The sequence below is a fragment of the Clostridium sp. JNZ X4-2 genome, assembly GCF_054889485.1.
In genome coordinates, this window is sequence record NZ_CM142685.1 from 503,217 (window position 1) to 521,371 (window position 18,155).

Here is an 18,155-nt window from a genome sequence, read left to right on the forward strand (position 1 = left end):
CTTTTTGTCTCCAGAAAAATATTTTTCTGCAAAAGGGTTTATAGTTAATTAAATTTCTGTAAACCCTTTTTTATTTTTCAAGAGAATATATGTCGGAAAATTCTATGTTTATTTTTTCTACATTGGTTTTGAATAATTCATTGTTTTCAGCGGTATTTTCCTCAACCAGTTCTGCAGGCAGCTCTACGAAAAATTTGCTTCCTTTTCCCTCTGTACTTGTAACACTTATTTTACCATGATGCAGATCCACCAGGGATTTCACCAGATACAGTCCTATGCCGCTTCCTTCACAATCTCTTGAAAGAGAACGGTTTGCCTGACCAAAGCGCTCGAATATAAGCCCCAGCTTGTCTTTTGGAATACCCTTGCCGTCATCTTCTACGGTAATCAATACGGTTTTGTCCCTGTCTTCTACATTTACGTATATGTGCCCTTTGGAGTCCGTATATTTAAAAGCATTGGACAGCAGATTTAATATTATACGCTCCAGTTTGCTGTGATCAAAAGCCATGATTTTTTCTTCTGTATCTGTGTCAAATATCAGTTCTATATCCTTGCTGTTTATATAGGAAGCTACGGATTGGGTGATATCTTCAACCACACTTACTATATTGTCATTTTGCCTGGTTATTTTAATAGCACCTGAATCCAGTCTGGTTATGTCCAGCAGATTGTTTATCAGCCTTATTAACCTGAGGCAGTTCTGCTCCATGGTCCTTAAGTAAAATTTGCATTTATCCATATTTTCATCAGAACATTTATTCAAATATATGCTCATGGTTTGAATAGCCACATATATCACATTGATGGGAGTCTTCAGCTCATGGGACATATTTACGAAAAAGTCTGTTATCAGGGTGTTGAATTCTCTGGTTTCATTCAGCAGTTTTAAGTTTTTTTCTGCAGTGCTTTTTAAGTTTTCCATCTGTTTTTCAGGTGCCAGATCCAGTAGTAAGGTCATTACTGCAGCTCTGCCGTTGTAGACGAAAAATGAAGAAGTATTTCTTACAGATATGATATTGCCCCGGCAGTCCAGTATATTTTCTTCCGTAATTATTTTGGACAGCTTTTTATTTATAATATCGGCATATTTTTTCCTGGAATTCATTATACATTCCCTGGAATAGTATGTACACAATAATTTATCATTCAGCTCCAGGGGGTTTGCATACCCTAAAAGTCTTGCAGCACTTTCATTTGCATATACTATTTTACCTCCTTCATGGACTATGATGGAATTTATGGAGTTTTCAAAAAGCATGTCAAAACATACCTTGTTTTTCAGCAGGGAGGATTCCATATCCTCTCTTTTTACATTTTGTTCCCTCAATTTATGACTGAGCAGATTGAGCCTGGAGTCCTTGCTTTTATTGTTTTCAGCTTCTATGTCCACGTAATATCCCAGCACCCAGGATATGAATATGAATATTCCCACCAGTGTCAGATCCCTTTGAAAATAAATATTTATGCCGTTGACAGTGGGGGCATACAGTAAATCCGCTGTAAGTACGAAAAAGGAGCAGAAAAGTGAAGTTATAATTCCGTATTTGGAGCCGTATTGTATTACAGAGGACAGTATCAAAAGCAAAAACAGGTATTTGTATTCACTTTCATAGGAAGTGGATATATATATGGGTATGGAAATAATCAGGGTGAAAAATAAAGTTTCCATAAGCCAGGATTTTTTAAATACATTTGAGGAACGTTCCAGTTTAGTATTGATTATTATCCAAACTAAAAATATTAAACCTATAATTAATATGAGAAAAGCTGCAGTATATAAGTTAAAATCACCATTTTCTTTTATTTTTAAGTTTGCCCAGTAATTTGGCAGATTAATGTAGATTATAATGGCAATAAAAACTATTATGGCTATTTTTATAATGGACAGCATCACAGATATGTTGTTTGCAATACGTTTCATGGATAAATTCCTCCCAGAATAAATATAAAAAATTCAGGTTAAAAAGTAAAAATTACTAATTTTATAAATCAGTAATTTTTACTATAAGGCGGTTTAAATTTTCTGCTTACTTTCTCAGACATTCAGGTTCTTCTGGCTGATAAGAAAACCAATTACATGCTGAAGCTGAAATTGTAAATGCCATAAGTGTGCATACAAGAGCAGATAAGGTGATGAATACTTTTGATATTTTACCCTTCAATTGAATTACCCCCTTTCCGTTATGTTTTTTAAGATTAAGTCAGCTTTTTTAAAAGCTGCTGTTCCCCTGTCCGTTAAGGTCATGGACTGCCATAGAGTGCCAAGGCTTATGCAGCCTATGATTTTTAAATAATATAATTTGTAACTTGAATTATAAAACAGGCACAATATAATTATGATTATGGAAAATATCACTATTGTCATAATGGAATTTTTTTTAAACATCTTCTTCATGTTCTCGTTTGTAATGGGTTTTTGAATGCTGTCCACGGGAGCTTTTAAAAATACTATTATAAAGGCAGCTGCCATACAGAACAAGCTTATACCCATAACGGCTGAAAATGAAAATATATAAAGAAACCTGTCCACTAAAAGACCGGCTGCAGCAGATACAACGGTGCCGAATATAATGCAGCGATTGGGGGAAGAAGCATGTACACCGCCGGAGTATTTTCTCAATAGGCTTGCCGAAGCGGAAAATATTAAAGCTTCATACAGTACCCCCAGAATAAATCCCACAATCACCACCCATAGTATGGAAAATATGGTCTGAAGCAGATTGACTGCCCCGTATACTATGATCTGCTCTTTTTCCCTGTCTGTATTTAAAATGGTTCTGGCCTTTTTCCCCAGAGAAACTGCCAGCCTTTCAGTTAAGTACATTTTTAATTCTCCTCTTGTTTAATAAGTATTTCATTATCATCAGTATAAAAAACATAATTATTAATGATGGGATTCCCAATAGAGATTTTTTTATAGGCTCCATAGAATTTATATTTATACTAATACCAAATAAATTTAACAAAAACATATTTAAAAATTCGCTTAAGGAAAGCATTAAAAACATAAGTAATGTTGCGTATATAGAAACTATCACTGAAATCCCGATGGTCACCATAACACATATAATTAGAACAATTGTGAGCATAGTATGTACTCCGAAGTATATGGGGAGTTCTCTTAAAAAGAAAATAATTATACTCATTATAGTACTCAAAAATATACATTTTTTAAAATTAAAGGTCTTCCCAGCTATAATGTATATTCCCCAAAGTACTAAAAACATTTCGGGAACACCTCTTAAAAAAAGTTCTATCCAGTTAACCCCCAGCATATCCAAGCCTCACTTTTGTCATTTATTGTTTTGAAATTATTCAACATATATATACATTTTATGCATTTATTTCACATCATTTATATGTAATATTCTACGTAAAAAACAAAATTCCTTCTTTAAAATTAAAAAAATCCTGTATAAAATATATTTATGGAGAATAAAATATTATTTGTATGTATTTGAATGTGATTTTTTTATAATGTATTGTATTATTATGACGAATAAAAACAGGATAAGCAATGATGGAAAAGTCAATATGGATTTTTTAATGGGATCCGCATAAGGGATCCCTCTTATATTAAAGAAACGGAGAAACAGCATATTTAAAGATTCTCCTGATATAAGTACTAACAGCATGAGCAGGGTGCTGTATATGGAGGTTATTAATGGAATGCCCTGAATTATCATGATACTTATGATTGTAACTGTTATAATTATGGTGTGAACACCAAAATATATGGGGAGCTCCCTCACGAGAAAGGAGTACAGTCCCATAATGCTGCTTAAAATTATATAATTTCGTTTTTTAAAAGATAATTCAGCAATCACGTAAATACCCCATATTACCAACAACATTTCAGGAATACATCTTAAAAATATCTCTATCCAATGAAGTTTTAACATAATAAATGTCCTTTCCTATAACTACATTATTTAAATATTTTAGTAAAAAATGTACAAAAATGTACATTTAGTTTACGTTAAAAAATTCTACATAAAAGGTAAAAATCCTGCTTGAAAAATTCTTTAATATATAATTAAAAAAAACATTTTTTCACTGTGGAGAAATACATGTTGTTGATGTATAATTTTATTTAAAACTATTATAACCTATGGGAGATAAATAAAAGTGATCTTGATAAGAAAAGACGTATTTAAATTAGCAGTTCCTATTTTAATGGAACAATTGTTTGTAATGTCCCTGGGCATGGTAAATACCATGATGGCAGGACATATTAATAAAGAGGCAGTTTCCGCCATAGGCATGGTGGATTCAATCAATAATATATTCATTGCTTTTTTTTCAGCTCTGGCAGTAGGTGGAACTGTGGTGGTTGCACAATATGCAGGGAAGAAAAAAATAAGGCGGGCAAATGAAGCAGTGAAGCAGGCACTTTATTCTGCAGTATTGATATCCCTTGCAATTACCAGTATCATGTGGATATTTAGAAAGCAGCTTGTAGGCATCTTATATGGATCCGCAGATGTACAAGTTATAAATTATGCATATACTTATCTGAAAATAACTTTGCTGACCTATCCTCTCATTGCCCTGGATCTTGCAGCCAATGGGGTGCTGAGGGGGGCAGGTGATACTAAAACACCTATGAAAATCACCATGCTTATGAACATTATAAATGTAATTTTGGGCTATTGCCTGATTTATGGAATAAATATAAGAAATCTTCATATCCCAAGCCTGGGAGTAGAAGGGGCCGCCATTGCAATTGCTGCATCAAGGACATTGGGGGCAATTATGGTATCCACCGTATTATTAAGAGGTACAACCATTGTAAAATTGACTAAAATAACTAAATTTAAAGTTGACAGGGAGCTGCTGGAACCCATATTTCATGTGGGAATTCCCGCCAGTGTAGAATCATTTTTATTCAATGGGGGAAAACTTATAACCCAGGTGTTTATTGTAAATATGGGTACTGTGTCCATAGCGGCCAATACTATTACCAACTCCATAGCAAATATGCTTAATATACCTGGAACTGCTCTGGGTATTGCAGCCACTGCATTGGTGGGACAGTATATGGGAAGAAGCGACAGCAGCGGGGCGGAAAATTGCTTATCCTATTTAAATAAGGTATCCACAGTATGTCTTATTGTTTTAGCCCTTCTTTCCATACCTGCTGCAGGAGCTTTATCTTCTCTTTATACTACAAATTTCACAATAATACACTTGTGCGTAAATCTGTTGAGAATAAATGCGCTGTTTATTCCATTGTGGTCTATTGCCTTTGTACTGCCGGCGGGATTAAAGGGAGCAGGAGATGCCAGATATACCATGGTGACATCCATTATAGGAATGTGGGTTTTCAGGATAACCATGGGTTATATACTGGGAATACCTTTAAAAATGGGGGTTATAGGAGTTTGGCTTGGAATGTATACGGATTGGCTTGTAAGAGGTATATTATATTATATCAGGTTTAAAAAGGGAAAATGGAAGAACCTTGTACTTATAAAGAACTGATGGGTTATGCTGAAAGGCAGATAGAAAAAATTTCTTGCAGCAGTATAATGGGAGCCATCAGGAAAATTCCAGATTAAAACAATTAATATCAAAACATTTTAAATCAAGGGCAGTCTCTGAAACTTCAGGGTATATGCCCTTGACTTATCTTGTAAATTAAACTCTAACTTTAATCCATATTGTATTCAAATTCATATTTGAAATAACCGGGAATAGCGATTACTGTAAACTTTATACATAATAAATAATAATTGCAAAAATATTCTTATTATAAGGTTTATTTTTAGGAAAAGAGGTGATATAATTACCTTGAAATATATATTATAAATTTAAGTTATATTTGTAATTATACTCTTATATAATATGCAACAAACCTTTTCATAAAGGCTGAACTTCTGAATCTTAATATTACTTAAATTAATTCTTTAAATTAAGAGATGTTTTTTTCTAAACAGTTCATATAATACAATAATTATCAATATAATTTATATGTAGTGCAGTTTTGTGTAATAAAAATATAATTATTAATGATATGGAAATGGGTGTGAGAATATGAATAGTTTTAGTGAACAGAGTAAAGGCAATTATAATGAATTACAAAAATCTTCTGTATTGGATGTTTTTTGCGATATGACTTTGGAAAAACAAGTTCAAAAGCTTAAAAATGATGTGGAAAAAAATGCTGAACTTTTAAATGAAAGTCAGGAGTTCAATAAAAAAATTACAGAATTCATATCTAATGTTTCTCATGAACTGAAAACCCCTCTGAATGTTATCTTTTCTGCAATACAGGTATTGGGACTGTGCAAGGACTATACAGATAAGGAATACGTAGATAAGCAGGATCGGTATCTGAAAATAATGAAACAAAATTGTTACAGACTCATGAGGCTTATAAACAATTTGCTGGATGTAAGCAAGCTGGATTCAGGTTTTATAAAATTAAATCTTCACAACAGGAATATTGTAAGTGTGGTTGAGGATATTACGTCTTCATTGGTTCCATATATGGAAAGCAAGGGAATCAGCTTGATTTTTGACACCAATGTGGAAGAAAAGATAATAGCTGTGGATTCAGATAAAATAGAGAGAATAATTTTAAATTTACTTTCAAATGCAGTAAAGTTTACCCCTGAAAAAGGTGAAGTATATGTAGTTGTTCAGGATGAAGGAGACAATGTGTATATCACAGTGAAGGATACGGGCATAGGAATACCGGAAGACAAACTTCAGGTTATATTTGAAAGATTTGCTCAGGTGGGCAGGGATTATATAAATGACAGCAAAGGCAGCGGTATAGGTCTTTATCTGGTAAAGTCATTTGTAGAGCTTCATGAGGGTGAAATCAGTGTAAAAAGTACCCTGAGTGAAGGCAGTGAATTTACCATAAGGCTTCCCGCAAGGCTTATAAAGGAAAAGTGTTTTGAAGAAGCAGGCTGTAAAAATAGAAAAGAGCAGATTGGTATGGAATTTCCCGATATGTATTCCAAAATTTAATACTACATTCCACCTTTATAAGTGATATAATATTTTGGTAAAGGCGGGGTGATGGCATGAATGAAATTGGAGGAACCGGATGTGAAATATTGGTTCCCTTTAATGATAGAAAACCGTTGAAAGAAATAGAACATAGTATTACTAAAAGGTACAGGACACATATATGGTCAAAATTTGTAAAGGCCATAAATGAGTACCATCTGGTGGAAGAAGGAGATAAGGTTGCAGTTGCAGTGTCCGGGGGCAAGGACAGCCTGCTTATGGCAAAATTATTTCAAGAGCTTAAAAAGCATTGGAAAGTTGATTTTGGGCTGGAGTTTATTTCCATGGATCCCGGCTATCATAAAAGTATTAAAGAACTTTTAATAAGTAATTGTGATTATTTAAATATTCCCATACATGTTTTTGAATCTGATATTTTTCATGTAGTGGATAATATTGCCAGGGATTATCCCTGTTATATGTGTGCTAAAATGCGAAGAGGGGCACTTTATACTAAAGCTCAGGAGCTTGGATGCAATAAGCTTGCATTAGGACACCATTTTAACGATGTAATAGAAACCACACTTTTAAACATCCTTTATTCCGGAAGTTTTAAAACCATGCTGCCAAAATTGAAAGCTAAAAATTTCAGGAACCTGGAACTCATAAGACCCCTTTATTATGTGGAAGAAGCATATATTCAGCGTTTTATACAAAACAGTGGTATATGGCCTCTTAATTGTGCCTGTATGGTTGCAGCAAAGAAGATCGGCAGCAAGCGCTATGAGATCAAGGACATGATAAAAGAATTGAAAAAGAAGTACAAGGATATAGACAGGTCAATCTTTCATGCAGCTGAAAATGTAAATCTGGACGGTGTGCTGGCCTGGCAGAAAAACGGGAAAAAACATTCTTTCCTGGAATCTTATGATAAATCAAGGGATAATTAGTTAACAGTGCAGGGTGCCATAGTTTCGGCGGATTTTCGGAATTAGCCCGAAATGAAATATTAATTAGCTCCCAACCTTCAGCTTTTTACTGTTAACTGTGAATTATGCATTGTGAATCGTGAATTGTGCATCGTGAATTGTGAATTGTGCATTGTGAATCGTGAATTGTGCATCGTGCATTGAAATAAAAGGGAGTACAAATGATAAGAATATGGGGAAAGATAATTAAAAATAATAAAATAGTAAAAGATAGGGTGGTTGAATTTACAGGCAGCGGGAATTATCAGCAGAATTTAAAAAATTCTATTATAGAACTGTGCAGTGAATTTGATATTGAAAAACCATATTGGCTTCCAGCAAATCTGGATGAGTACAACAGGAGAAGCAAAACCACCTTCACCCAGGATAATTTTATGGATGAATTTCCTTTTGATAAATTTGCCATAGAAGAACTTGATTTGGACAGTGCGAAATAAACAGCAGACAAAATTAAACCAAGTCAATTTATTTCACGTTTGAGTAAAAATCAGTCCGCCGCATCAGCATGAAAAATTACGCTGACACGGCAGCGTTTTTTATGCAAAAAACTATCGCACTAATTTTTTTAGTGCGACAGTCTCCTTTTTATGGATTATCAAATATAGCCACAAATTTTATAGAGTATATATCTGCCAGTTCCCTTGCACTTGAACCTTCGTCTCTTATTATTATATAACTTATTCCTACGTTTTCCAGTATACCCGTTCGGTCCTGGAGAGTTCCGGTACCCAGTAAAAATGTAACTCTTACTCTTTTCCCTATTTGAGTTCTTAAGTAGCCTTGAACATAATTTATGTCCTGCTGTATGGGAGAGCCGGGAGCCATTTCAAAACTAGCAGGTGTCTGAGTAATGTGAGGTGTTTGGGAAGGTGTTTGAGTCTGCCTTGCCTCAGTTGTTTCAGCGGAGGGTGCAGTTTCGGACATTTCAATTTCAGGCATTACTTCCGGAGTCATTGGCATAGTCCTAAAATAGTTAGGATAATTTGAAATCATTAAAATACCTCCATATTATATTGGTTATTTAATAGTTAACACTTAACTGTCCATTTCTTACTGCCAATTGTGCATTGTATTATATTGAAGATCTTCTTCCTGTTTTCTGCTCTTTTATCTTTCAGCTAAGTCTGCGCATAAAGTTCCGTTGGATTATAAAAGCAGTGGTTTAATACTCTTATCTGAAAAGATCCTACACCATTAGAGGGGAATATACCTGGACATGGAGCATAAGGATTAAAGTACCATAGTGAGTAGCCTATGTTAAACAACCTATTCCCTGCCAGTGCCCAATCTGCTATATCATAGTGTATTTGATCAGGAGGAGTGGACCAGACATTTTGGTTATTAATTACACCGTTTATTTCCGTACGCATACAGTCGAATTGACCGGCTTGAAAAAGTATCCGTCTCAAATCTCCCTGGCCTATTCTATGATATTCCCCGTAAGGCACTCTAACCCTGTTCATGATGGTGGTAGCTACAGATCTCATTCCAACGTCTCCCTCTCCCCCGGCCTCGCACTTTACGATTCTAGCCAGCAGTTCTCTATCTGAGAAAGCCATGGATTTTCACCTCACACATTTTACTTACAATATTATTTTATTTATAAAAGTTTAAAAAGTTACAACTATTTGCTATTGTTAAAATATTAAAGCTATGGACATAAGGTGTACAGTAAAGTGATTTTAGGGTCCAAGTAAAGTTTGCCTGTGAGTAATGGCAGGCATTGGATAAAGAAATTCCCATATTCACTGTAAAAAAATTGCCCGCTGTTATATAATAACTATATGAATTGATAATGATTGAAAGAGAGGTAAGTTGATGGTGAACGAAAAAAGATTTTTAAGTCCGGTATTGACTGCATTGGTGTTATCCCTGACACTTGGGGCTGTGACTGTACAAGCACAGACAACCAGTGCAAAAGTAACAAGAATAGGACAGGGAGACAGAATAGGTACTGCGGATCAGGTAGCATTGGATTCATTTAAAAGTGCCCAGAATGTAGTGCTTGTAAATGGATACGGCTATGCAGATGCGGTAAGTGCCACTCCCCTTGCAAAACAGCTGGGTGCCCCAATACTTTTAACTCATGGTGATACTTTGGAATCCCAGGTATCTTCAACCATAACCAGTCTTGGAGCAGCAAAAGTATACATAGTAGGAGGTACAGGAGTTGTATCACAATCCATAGAAGATAATTTAAAATCCAAATATGGAGCAGGACAAGTAGAACGTATAGCTGGAACTACTGATACCACAAGGATGGGTACAAATGCAGCAGTTGCGGAAAAAGTTTTAAGTACAAGCAATCAAAAAACAGCAGTGCTTGTAAATGGACAGGATGGATATGCAGATTCCCTTTCAGTTGCTTCCATTGCAGCCCAAAAAGGATATCCGGTTTTATTTGCAAATAAGACAGAGGTACCGGATGCAGTTAAAAATGTAATAACATCAAAGAGTCTGAGTATACAAGCTGTGGGTGGAAGTACGGTTTTGCCCCAGGCGGTAGTAAGTTCAGTAGGCGGAACTAAAGTCACCAGTGATTCCGATACGGCAAACAGATTTGCTACAAATTTGGCCGTGCTTAAATACTTCCAAAATAATGGCGGATTGGATTTCAGCAATATATATGTAGCAGCTGGAGGAGCAGCAGATGATCAATTCGCAGATGCCCTGGTAGCCTCCGCAGCAGCAGCTAAAACCGGTTCACCTGTTGTGCTTACGGGAGTTGGTGCAGGAGATACTCAGATAGAAAATGCTAATGTTTATATATTATCCAATGCCAGTGATAATTCCAACGTAACAATAGTAGGGGGACCAGCTTCTGTTTCACAGGATATACAGTCAACACTTGAAAATGATGACTTTGAAATTATAGGTGTTGAGTAAAAAAGAGCCATAGGCTCTTTTTTTATATCCATTTTTCATAAACATAGTCATTTGCATGGTAAATGATCATGTTTATTTGGAAATGACTATGTTTAAGATCATGAAAAATGTCAATTAATTATTGTCCATTTTGCATTTCTTCCCTTGCCGGTAACGGTTATTTTATTCTCTTCCCTTAATTTGGATAGAACTCTATTTATAGTTGACTCCCCTACATCTGGACATGCCTTTCTAATATCATCTTTAGTAAATGAACCTATAAAGTGATTTATTGAATTTTCTATTCTGTAGCTTTTACTTCCCCTTGTATTTTTTATATCTCCAACTCTGGCTTCAAATTCTTTGTAAGCAGAAATAATAACTCCCAGTAGATACTCTATCCATGGCAGAAGAGTGTGTTCACCACTGTGCCATTTTTGTGAGGATAAATAGAGAGTATTATAATATTCTTCTTTATTTTTTTCTATTATTTTCTCCAGACTTACAAATCTTCCAACCTCATATCCAAATTTATATAGTAATAATAAGGTTAATAGTCTTGACATTCTGCCATTGCCATCATCAAAGGGGTGAATACATAGAAAATCCAAGATAAAGGCAGCTGTCAAAATTAATGGATCTATTTCATTATTTTTTATACTCTCATTGGTGAAATCACATAGTTCTTCCACAGTGTAAGGAGTTTTAAAAGCACTTACAGGTTTAAACCTTACAAATTTACTGCCATCCGGTAATGTTTCCTGAATGAAGTTATCACTGCTCTTCCAGTGACCGCCTTCTGTGGGAACAAACTTGTATAATTCTCCATGTAATTGAAGAATTACATTAGGTTTTAGTGGAATATGCACTGCAGATGTATGTATTAAGCTTAGTACTTCTTTATAGCCCATTATTTCTCCTTCAGATCTATTTTCCAAATTTATAGGCTTTCCTTTATTTATAATATCATGGAGACGCTTATATTCGATTTTGATGCCCTCAATTTCATTAGATGCCTTGGTGCTTTCTATAATTGCAGCCTTTTTAAGACTTTCTAAAATTTGTGGCGACTGCTGGTTGTATAAATCCTGCTTTCCCTTGTATTCATTAATTTTTCCTATGAGACGCACTATGCGCATTGGAACCTCCATATTTAGGAGCCTATTATTTAAAAACGAATTCATGAACTTATTTTCCTTTCTATATATAATTAAATATATTTTTAATATGTCCATTTTCAATAAACATAGTCATTTACATGCCAAATGATCATGTTTATTTGGAAATGACTATGTTTAAGATCATATTTATTATATAATTGTTTCTCAAAAATGGAAAGAATAATTGACTTATATAGTTGATTTTCGGCTGCGGCGGAAAATCTTCATTCTACCTTCCTTTATATAAGGTATATTTAGATAATTTTTAACAGCAAATTTTCAATTCATTAACAATCTAAAAAAGGATTTTTATAGATTTTGTAGAATAATATATCAAAGGTGCAAGTATAATTAACTAGGTTATTAATAAATAACCATATTTTTAGGAATATATTTCTTGTAAAGCCTTAAATTACTAAGGGTTAAGGTATGGAAAAATTAGAAATGTTGTTGTATAATTGAAATATGACTTGACAGTGCTAATTCATAAATTATTTATCATAATATATAAACTATAGAAATTATGGATTTATTATGTTATAATGGGGAATGAATTATTATAAGCAGAATTAAAAATGTAAATATTAAATTTTTATGAAAGATCATGCTAAATTGTACAGGATTACTAGAATGTACAATTTGTATATGATATAATAAATTCTGTTTCAGAAATGTTGACCAAGCAGTATGGGTTTGAAAAGGATAGGATTACAATAGTACATATAGATGAATGGACATATCTATCACACTTGGAGAGACATTTTAAGAAAGTATATATTTAAAATATATATATATATATAAAAGAATTTTAATTAAAATTCACTTAAATCGAGGAGGGTATTACAATATGAGTAAGAAAAGTACAAAGGCACTTGCAAGTGCTGCACTTATGTCCTTGGTTTTAACTACAGCTTTGTCAGCTGGTCCCGTTAAAGCAGCTCAAGGAAAAATAACAAGAACAAGTGGTGCTACCAGATATGCAACAGCTTCTCAGGTTGCTACAACAAACTGGACAAGTGGCAGTGAAAATGTAGTATTAGTATCAGGAGAAGGTTATGCAGATGCAGTAAGTGCTTCAGCATTAGCCAAGAAATTAAATGCACCAATACTTTTGACTACACCTGACACACTCAGCACAGATGCTCAGACAGCACTTACTACATTAAAACCAAAGAACATATATGTTATTGGTGGAACTGCTTCAATTTCACAGAGTATAAGAGATGGACTTAAAGCAAATTATACTTTGACAGAATTAGGCGGAGCTACAAGATACGAAACTAATGCAGCAGTAGCTGATGAATTGGTTAAATTGGGAGTTGATGCCAGCAATGTTATGGTTGTTGGTGGACAGGGATTCTCAGATGCTCTTTCAGTAGCACCAGTAGCAGCTGCAAAAGGACAGATATTATTATTGGCAAACAATGATCAGACAGCAACTAAACCAGTAATTGATTTTATAAATGCAAACAAATCAAAAGTTACAGTTGTTGGAACTTCAAATGTAATAAATGACACTATCTACAATGCTTTAGGAGCAACTACAAGAGTAGATGGCGGAAACAGCAGATTTGATACAAACTTAAAGGTATTGGCTGCATTCAAAGACAGCTTGAAGACCGATAAATTATATATTGCAAATGCAAGTGCAGCAGATCCAGACAACCTGTATGCAGATGCATTAGTAGCATCAGCTGTAGCTGGAAAATATTCAGCACCACTAGTATTAGTGGACAAAGATGGCACAGATGCAACAAACAGTGCTGTAGCTTATATTAAGGATAATACAACAAAGAGCACTGATTTACAGTTAGTTGGTGGAACTGCAGTTGTTTCACAGGCTACTGAAGATGCAATCAACAAGATTTACAATCCAGATGGACCAGTTACAGGAGATAATACTGTTGCAGAAGTTAACCCTGTAAATCTTAATCAATTCGAAGTAGTATTTAATAGCAATATCGATGAAGATACAGCTGAATTGACAAAGAACTATAAAGTAGCAGGAACAGATTTAAATGATGACAATGCACATGTTGAAAAAATAAATGATAATACTGTAAGAGTTACCCTTGTTAGATCAAAGTTTAATAATATAAATCAGGGTGATGAAAAAACTGTTACAATCAAAAAAGGAATTTTAACTGAAGACAAAACTCAGACAATAGAAAAAGCTGATAAAAAAGTAACATTTAAAGATATTGAGGCTCCAACAATAAAGGATGTTTCTATAAAAGGTAATAATAAGCTTGTAATTGAATTTTCAGAAGCTGTTAATATGAAGGATTTAGATGAAGTCGCTAATTTAGTAGAAATAAATGATTCCAATTTACCGAGCTATGACACAGCTGAGGGATTAAGCGAAATAGAAGAAGGTACTAAAGTTGATTCAGAGGGAAATGTTTGGGCAAATAAAGTTCAATTCTATTTTACTTCAAAACTTAAATCCGGTGAGAATACTATAAAAGTTAAAGATGGCAAAAATGGTGTGTTAGTTGATGCAGCAGGCTTTAACTTCAAGGAAACAGAAGAGACAGTTACAGTGGATGATGTAAGCACTAAACCAGAAGTTCAGAGCATAAAGGCTACTGATAATGGAAAAGTTTATATCAAGTTTGATAGGGCAATGGATTCAAAAACTGTAAAAAATAACAATAATTACAGTATAAATGATAAACCTTTGCCAGACAGTGCTGTAGCAGAACTCGATGATGATGATAAGACGGATAGTACTATAAAAATATCACATCTTGGAGATATATTAAAGGATGATTCAAATATAATTGAATTCCAGGATGGTCTTAAAGACGCTTATGGAAATAAAATTGAAGATGAAACCAGAAAGAGTTTTGACAAGGAAAAAGATGAAACTAAACCTACAGTATTAAGTGCATCAGTAATTGACAATACAACTCTTAGAGTTCAGTTCAGTGAAGATGTTAAATATAATTATGCTACAAATAAGGATAATTATGAACTGAAGGACTCTTCTGATGTTGATGTTATGCATACTGACAAGGATAAGATAGATATTGTAGCATCAAATGGTAAAAGTGATGATACAGATACTTATGATATCAAGTTTGATAATACATCAACTAAACTTGATAGTTCAAAATATACTTTAACTGTTAAAAATGTAGTTGATTTGGCAAATGAGCCAAATAAAATGGATGATCAGACTGTTGATGTAGATGGAGATACTAGTGAATCACCAAGTTTAAATGATATCGAAGCATTCCAGAAAAAGGATTCTACTACTGAAGTAGCTATATACTTTGGAAAGGAAATGGATTCATCATCACTTAGAGATTCATCAAATTATTTTTATGTTGATGGAGATGGAGATCAAGAGGAACTTCCAGAGGATGTTGATATAAAAGTAAGTTCCGATAACAAGAGTGTTGTTTTGGACTTTGACGATGCAAATAAGACAATTAATCCAACTGGAACGGGAGATGATGTTGTAACTAAGATAGGAGTTAAAACAGCTAAAGATGCCAATGGAAATGAAGTTTATGTAGGTGCTTTGACTATAGATTCTTCTTCAGCTACTGGTCCAAAACTTAAAGATGACACATTAAAGCTGTCAAAAGATGGTGATGATGTAACAGCAACATTCCAGCTGGATACTCCGCTTGATAAGAAAGATGCATCTGATTTTGAAATTATATCCGCTAAGGATTCTAATGTAACGCCGATAGTAGCAGACAGTATAGATACTAATTCAAAAGAAGTGAAACTTACTTTTGATGAAGGTGTCAAGGCTGATGCAGTTATGGCATTGGGAACTGATGCTGAAATTAAGGTAATAGGTCAAAAATCAGTGGATATTGCTGGGCGTTCAATTCAGCTCAAAGATAAAGATGGAAATGACATTAGCACACAGCAGGTTTACTATTATGGAATAGCTCCGGAAACTGACAGAGACAACTATACTGCAGATATTACTACAGCAGAAGATGGTACTAAGACAGTTAAAGTAAATGTTAAATTGAAGACACCTGTTGATACAAGTTTGTATGAAGCGTACAAGGATGATTTTGACTTTACTTATGATGGAAGAGATCTCGATGTAAAAGGTGTTGAACTTCAGGGGACTACACTGGTATTTACATTGGATCCAGCAGATACTGATGTACAAAAAGTAGAAGCAAAGGGTACTATTGGAGTAAGTGCTGCTGACACTGGTGATATTGATTTGAGAACTGCAAAAGATGGAGACGGAAAATCTGTTAAATGGGTTCCAACAACTGATGATACTAAGATTAAATATATCACTGTAGAAGATGCAAAATAATTAATTATGTTTATAACAGAGACAAAATAGAAGAGGGGAATTCCCTTCTTCTATTTTTTATACAATAAATTTATATAATGTAAAAATATAATTTAAATGTTATAATTATATTAATATAAAAATATGCACTTTAGGAGTGATCGAATATTGAAAAAGGATTTGAAGGCTTATTTCAGTATAGCTTTTTACACTATTTTGAGTATTGTTTTTATAACAGCGGTATGTAACGTACAAGCGAGAGTTAGTGATGCGCAGTATTCTATTATAAATACTAAATATACTTATAATAATATTTATCCATTTTATAATATGCTGGGTAAGGTACAGGAAAATTCGCTTTTTGGTTTTTTGAATGAAGAAGGTGATGTAGTGGTTCAGCCTGAGTATAATTCAATAGGATCTTTTGTAAATGGTGCAGCTATAGTCAAAAGAGGCAGCAAGTATGGATTTGTAGATGAAAATGGTAAAGTCATTGCAGATACTAAATTTAATGAAGCTTATGATTTTACTGAAGATGGTATAGCTAAAGTGGCTGCAGATAATAAATATGGATTCATAGATAAATATGGGGAATTCATATTACAACCTCAATTTGATATTGCAAATGACTTTGTGAATGGATATGCTGTAGTCAGACAAAACTGGAAGTACGGTTTTGTAGATAGAACAGGGCAATTTATTGTAAAGCCTCAATTTGAAAAAGCCTATGATTTTTCAGAAGGAAAGGCTGCTGTCAAGCTTATTAATGGTGATTGCGGTTTAATAGATAAGAGAGGGGAGTTTACTAAGTTTAATTTTGATCAGATTAGATCACCAAAATTAAATTTAATAGCAGTGGAAAAGGCTAATAAGTGGGGATTAGCTAACTTAAACGGGAACATTATTTTAGAACCAAAATATGATGATTTAGAAATTATAAGTTCTAAATTAATTAGAGTTTCCAATAACCATAAATGGGGAGTTTTGAGAACTGATGGTACTAGATTAATTGATATTGATTGTGAAAGCATAGATTGTTTGAATGATGGATTTATAATATTTAATAGAAATGGAAGATATGGACTTTTAGATGATAGTGGAAATATCATTTCACAGCCTCAATATGAAAAAATAAATAAATTTCAGGAAGGAAAAGCTATTGCAGTAAAAAGTGGAAGGTATGGATTTATAGATAAGTTTGGTAAGTTTACCGATAATTTAGGATTTGACACTATATATTCTTTTTCCAATGGACTTGCTAGGGTGAAGATTGATGATAAATATGGATATATAAATACTCTGGGTAATATAGTTATAAAGACAAAATATAATGATGCTGTTGATTTTAAAGAAGGAATTGCAGAAGTTAAAAATGGAGACTATTGGCAGTATATAGATAGGTTGGGTAATACAATAATTGATGAAAAATTTGATGCTGTTACTGCATTTAATAACGGAATTGCTACTGCTGAAAAAGATGGAGAGTACAGTATAATAAAAAATACGGATATTAAAAATATAGCTGCAAAAATTACTAATGATGAGTTTAAGGTATGGAAGATAAAGTTTAACAGACCGGTTAATGATAAAACTGTATTTGATGATGATGATAGTGTAATAAGTGGTATAGACAAAACTATACAGGATAACATAAAAGTTGTAGATGACAAAGGCAATAGTGTAGAAACTTCTTTTCAATTTGAGAGTCCTGACACAGTTCTGATAAATCCGCCTTATGATGGCTATCAAAAGGGCATTAATTATAGGATTATTGTTTTAAATAATATAAGGGACAAGGGCAAGAATATTTTAAAACCATCTATTACAACTATGGAGTTTTCAGTGAAAAAATAATAAAAGTTATTTTAAAAAACTAGCAGCATATCTTTTAAGATA

General features: G+C 33.7%; 13 protein-coding genes. 7 read left to right on the plus strand and 6 right to left on the minus strand.

Annotated features, from left to right (window positions below):
* Positions 1 to 70: 70 nt before the first annotated feature.
* The 3 genes from ACYUJ6_RS02540 to ACYUJ6_RS02550 all read right to left on the minus strand — a co-directional run bounded on the left by ACYUJ6_RS02540 (position 71) and on the right by ACYUJ6_RS02550 (position 2,827).
* The gene (locus ACYUJ6_RS02540; RefSeq protein WP_461844313.1) at positions 71 to 1,924 is read right to left on the minus strand and encodes a PAS domain-containing sensor histidine kinase; all 1,854 of its coding nucleotides are present in this window, start codon (positions 1,922 to 1,924) and stop codon (positions 71 to 73) included.
* 106 nt (positions 1,925 to 2,030) lie between these two features.
* A complete protein-coding gene (locus tag ACYUJ6_RS02545; RefSeq protein WP_461844314.1) occupies positions 2,031 to 2,165 on the minus strand; it encodes a cyclic lactone autoinducer peptide in 135 nt (44 codons plus the stop codon).
* Between the two features lie 5 nt (positions 2,166 to 2,170).
* The gene (locus ACYUJ6_RS02550) at positions 2,171 to 2,827 is read right to left on the minus strand and encodes an accessory gene regulator ArgB-like protein (protein ID WP_461844315.1); all 657 of its coding nucleotides are present in this window, start codon (positions 2,825 to 2,827) and stop codon (positions 2,171 to 2,173) included.
* A 1,304-nt stretch (positions 2,828 to 4,131) separates the two neighbouring features.
* Between ACYUJ6_RS02550 and ACYUJ6_RS02555 the strand changes: the two genes are divergently transcribed.
* From ACYUJ6_RS02555 to ACYUJ6_RS02570, 4 genes are all read left to right on the plus strand, one after another.
* Complete coding sequence (locus ACYUJ6_RS02555) at positions 4,132 to 5,487, plus strand: MATE family efflux transporter (protein WP_461844316.1); 1,356 nt, start codon at positions 4,132 to 4,134, stop codon at positions 5,485 to 5,487.
* A 552-nt stretch (positions 5,488 to 6,039) separates the two neighbouring features.
* On the plus strand, positions 6,040 to 6,984 hold the full coding sequence (locus ACYUJ6_RS02560) for a sensor histidine kinase (RefSeq protein ID WP_461844317.1): 945 nt from the start codon (positions 6,040 to 6,042) through the stop codon (positions 6,982 to 6,984).
* Between the two features lie 56 nt (positions 6,985 to 7,040).
* Positions 7,041 to 7,916: a tRNA 2-thiocytidine biosynthesis TtcA family protein gene (locus ACYUJ6_RS02565; protein WP_461844318.1), complete on the plus strand. Its 876-nt coding sequence runs from the start codon at positions 7,041 to 7,043 to the stop codon at positions 7,914 to 7,916.
* A 200-nt stretch (positions 7,917 to 8,116) separates the two neighbouring features.
* The gene (locus tag ACYUJ6_RS02570; protein ID WP_461844319.1) at positions 8,117 to 8,392 is read left to right on the plus strand and encodes a hypothetical protein; all 276 of its coding nucleotides are present in this window, start codon (positions 8,117 to 8,119) and stop codon (positions 8,390 to 8,392) included.
* A 148-nt stretch (positions 8,393 to 8,540) separates the two neighbouring features.
* Here ACYUJ6_RS02570 and ACYUJ6_RS02575 read toward each other — a convergent pair whose 3' ends face one another.
* A complete protein-coding gene (locus ACYUJ6_RS02575) occupies positions 8,541 to 8,948 on the minus strand; it encodes a hypothetical protein (RefSeq protein ID WP_461844320.1) in 408 nt (135 codons plus the stop codon).
* Between the two features lie 125 nt (positions 8,949 to 9,073).
* Positions 9,074 to 9,514, minus strand: a complete 441-nt coding sequence (locus tag ACYUJ6_RS02580) for a cell wall hydrolase (RefSeq protein WP_461844321.1) — start codon at positions 9,512 to 9,514, stop codon at positions 9,074 to 9,076.
* A 259-nt stretch (positions 9,515 to 9,773) separates the two neighbouring features.
* Between ACYUJ6_RS02580 and ACYUJ6_RS02585 the strand changes: the two genes are divergently transcribed.
* The gene (locus ACYUJ6_RS02585; RefSeq protein WP_461844322.1) at positions 9,774 to 10,841 is read left to right on the plus strand and encodes a cell wall-binding repeat-containing protein; all 1,068 of its coding nucleotides are present in this window, start codon (positions 9,774 to 9,776) and stop codon (positions 10,839 to 10,841) included.
* A 110-nt stretch (positions 10,842 to 10,951) separates the two neighbouring features.
* On the opposite strand, the gene ACYUJ6_RS02590 is transcribed toward ACYUJ6_RS02585, so the two are convergent.
* Complete coding sequence (locus ACYUJ6_RS02590; protein WP_461844323.1) at positions 10,952 to 11,959, minus strand: Fic family protein; 1,008 nt, start codon at positions 11,957 to 11,959, stop codon at positions 10,952 to 10,954.
* Between the two features lie 868 nt (positions 11,960 to 12,827).
* Between ACYUJ6_RS02590 and ACYUJ6_RS02595 the strand changes: the two genes are divergently transcribed.
* Positions 12,828 to 16,280: a cell wall-binding repeat-containing protein gene (locus ACYUJ6_RS02595; protein WP_461844324.1), complete on the plus strand. Its 3,453-nt coding sequence runs from the start codon at positions 12,828 to 12,830 to the stop codon at positions 16,278 to 16,280.
* A gap of 147 nt (positions 16,281 to 16,427) precedes the next feature.
* On the plus strand, positions 16,428 to 18,113 hold the full coding sequence (locus tag ACYUJ6_RS02600; RefSeq protein ID WP_461844325.1) for a WG repeat-containing protein: 1,686 nt from the start codon (positions 16,428 to 16,430) through the stop codon (positions 18,111 to 18,113).
* The last annotated feature ends 42 nt before the right edge of the window (positions 18,114 to 18,155 follow it).

Excerpts from the sequence above, each read along its gene's own strand:
- ACYUJ6_RS02595 (WP_461844324.1), top strand. The coding sequence starts at position 12,828 with ATGAGTAAGAAAAGTACAAAGGCACTTGCAAGTGCTGCACTTATGTCC.
- ACYUJ6_RS02585 (WP_461844322.1), top strand. The coding sequence starts at position 9,774 with ATGGTGAACGAAAAAAGATTTTTAAGTCCGGTATTGACTGCATTGGTG.
- ACYUJ6_RS02575 (WP_461844320.1), bottom strand. The coding sequence starts at position 8,948 with ATGATTTCAAATTATCCTAACTATTTTAGGACTATGCCAATGACTCCG.
- ACYUJ6_RS02570 (WP_461844319.1), top strand. The coding sequence starts at position 8,117 with ATGATAAGAATATGGGGAAAGATAATTAAAAATAATAAAATAGTAAAA.
- ACYUJ6_RS02590 (WP_461844323.1), bottom strand. The coding sequence starts at position 11,959 with ATGCGCATAGTGCGTCTCATAGGAAAAATTAATGAATACAAGGGAAAG.
- ACYUJ6_RS02540 (WP_461844313.1), bottom strand. The coding sequence starts at position 1,924 with ATGAAACGTATTGCAAACAACATATCTGTGATGCTGTCCATTATAAAA.
- ACYUJ6_RS02565 (WP_461844318.1), top strand. The coding sequence starts at position 7,041 with ATGAATGAAATTGGAGGAACCGGATGTGAAATATTGGTTCCCTTTAAT.
- ACYUJ6_RS02560 (WP_461844317.1), top strand. The coding sequence starts at position 6,040 with ATGAATAGTTTTAGTGAACAGAGTAAAGGCAATTATAATGAATTACAA.
- ACYUJ6_RS02580 (WP_461844321.1), bottom strand. The coding sequence starts at position 9,514 with ATGGCTTTCTCAGATAGAGAACTGCTGGCTAGAATCGTAAAGTGCGAG.
- ACYUJ6_RS02550 (WP_461844315.1), bottom strand. The coding sequence starts at position 2,827 with ATGTACTTAACTGAAAGGCTGGCAGTTTCTCTGGGGAAAAAGGCCAGA.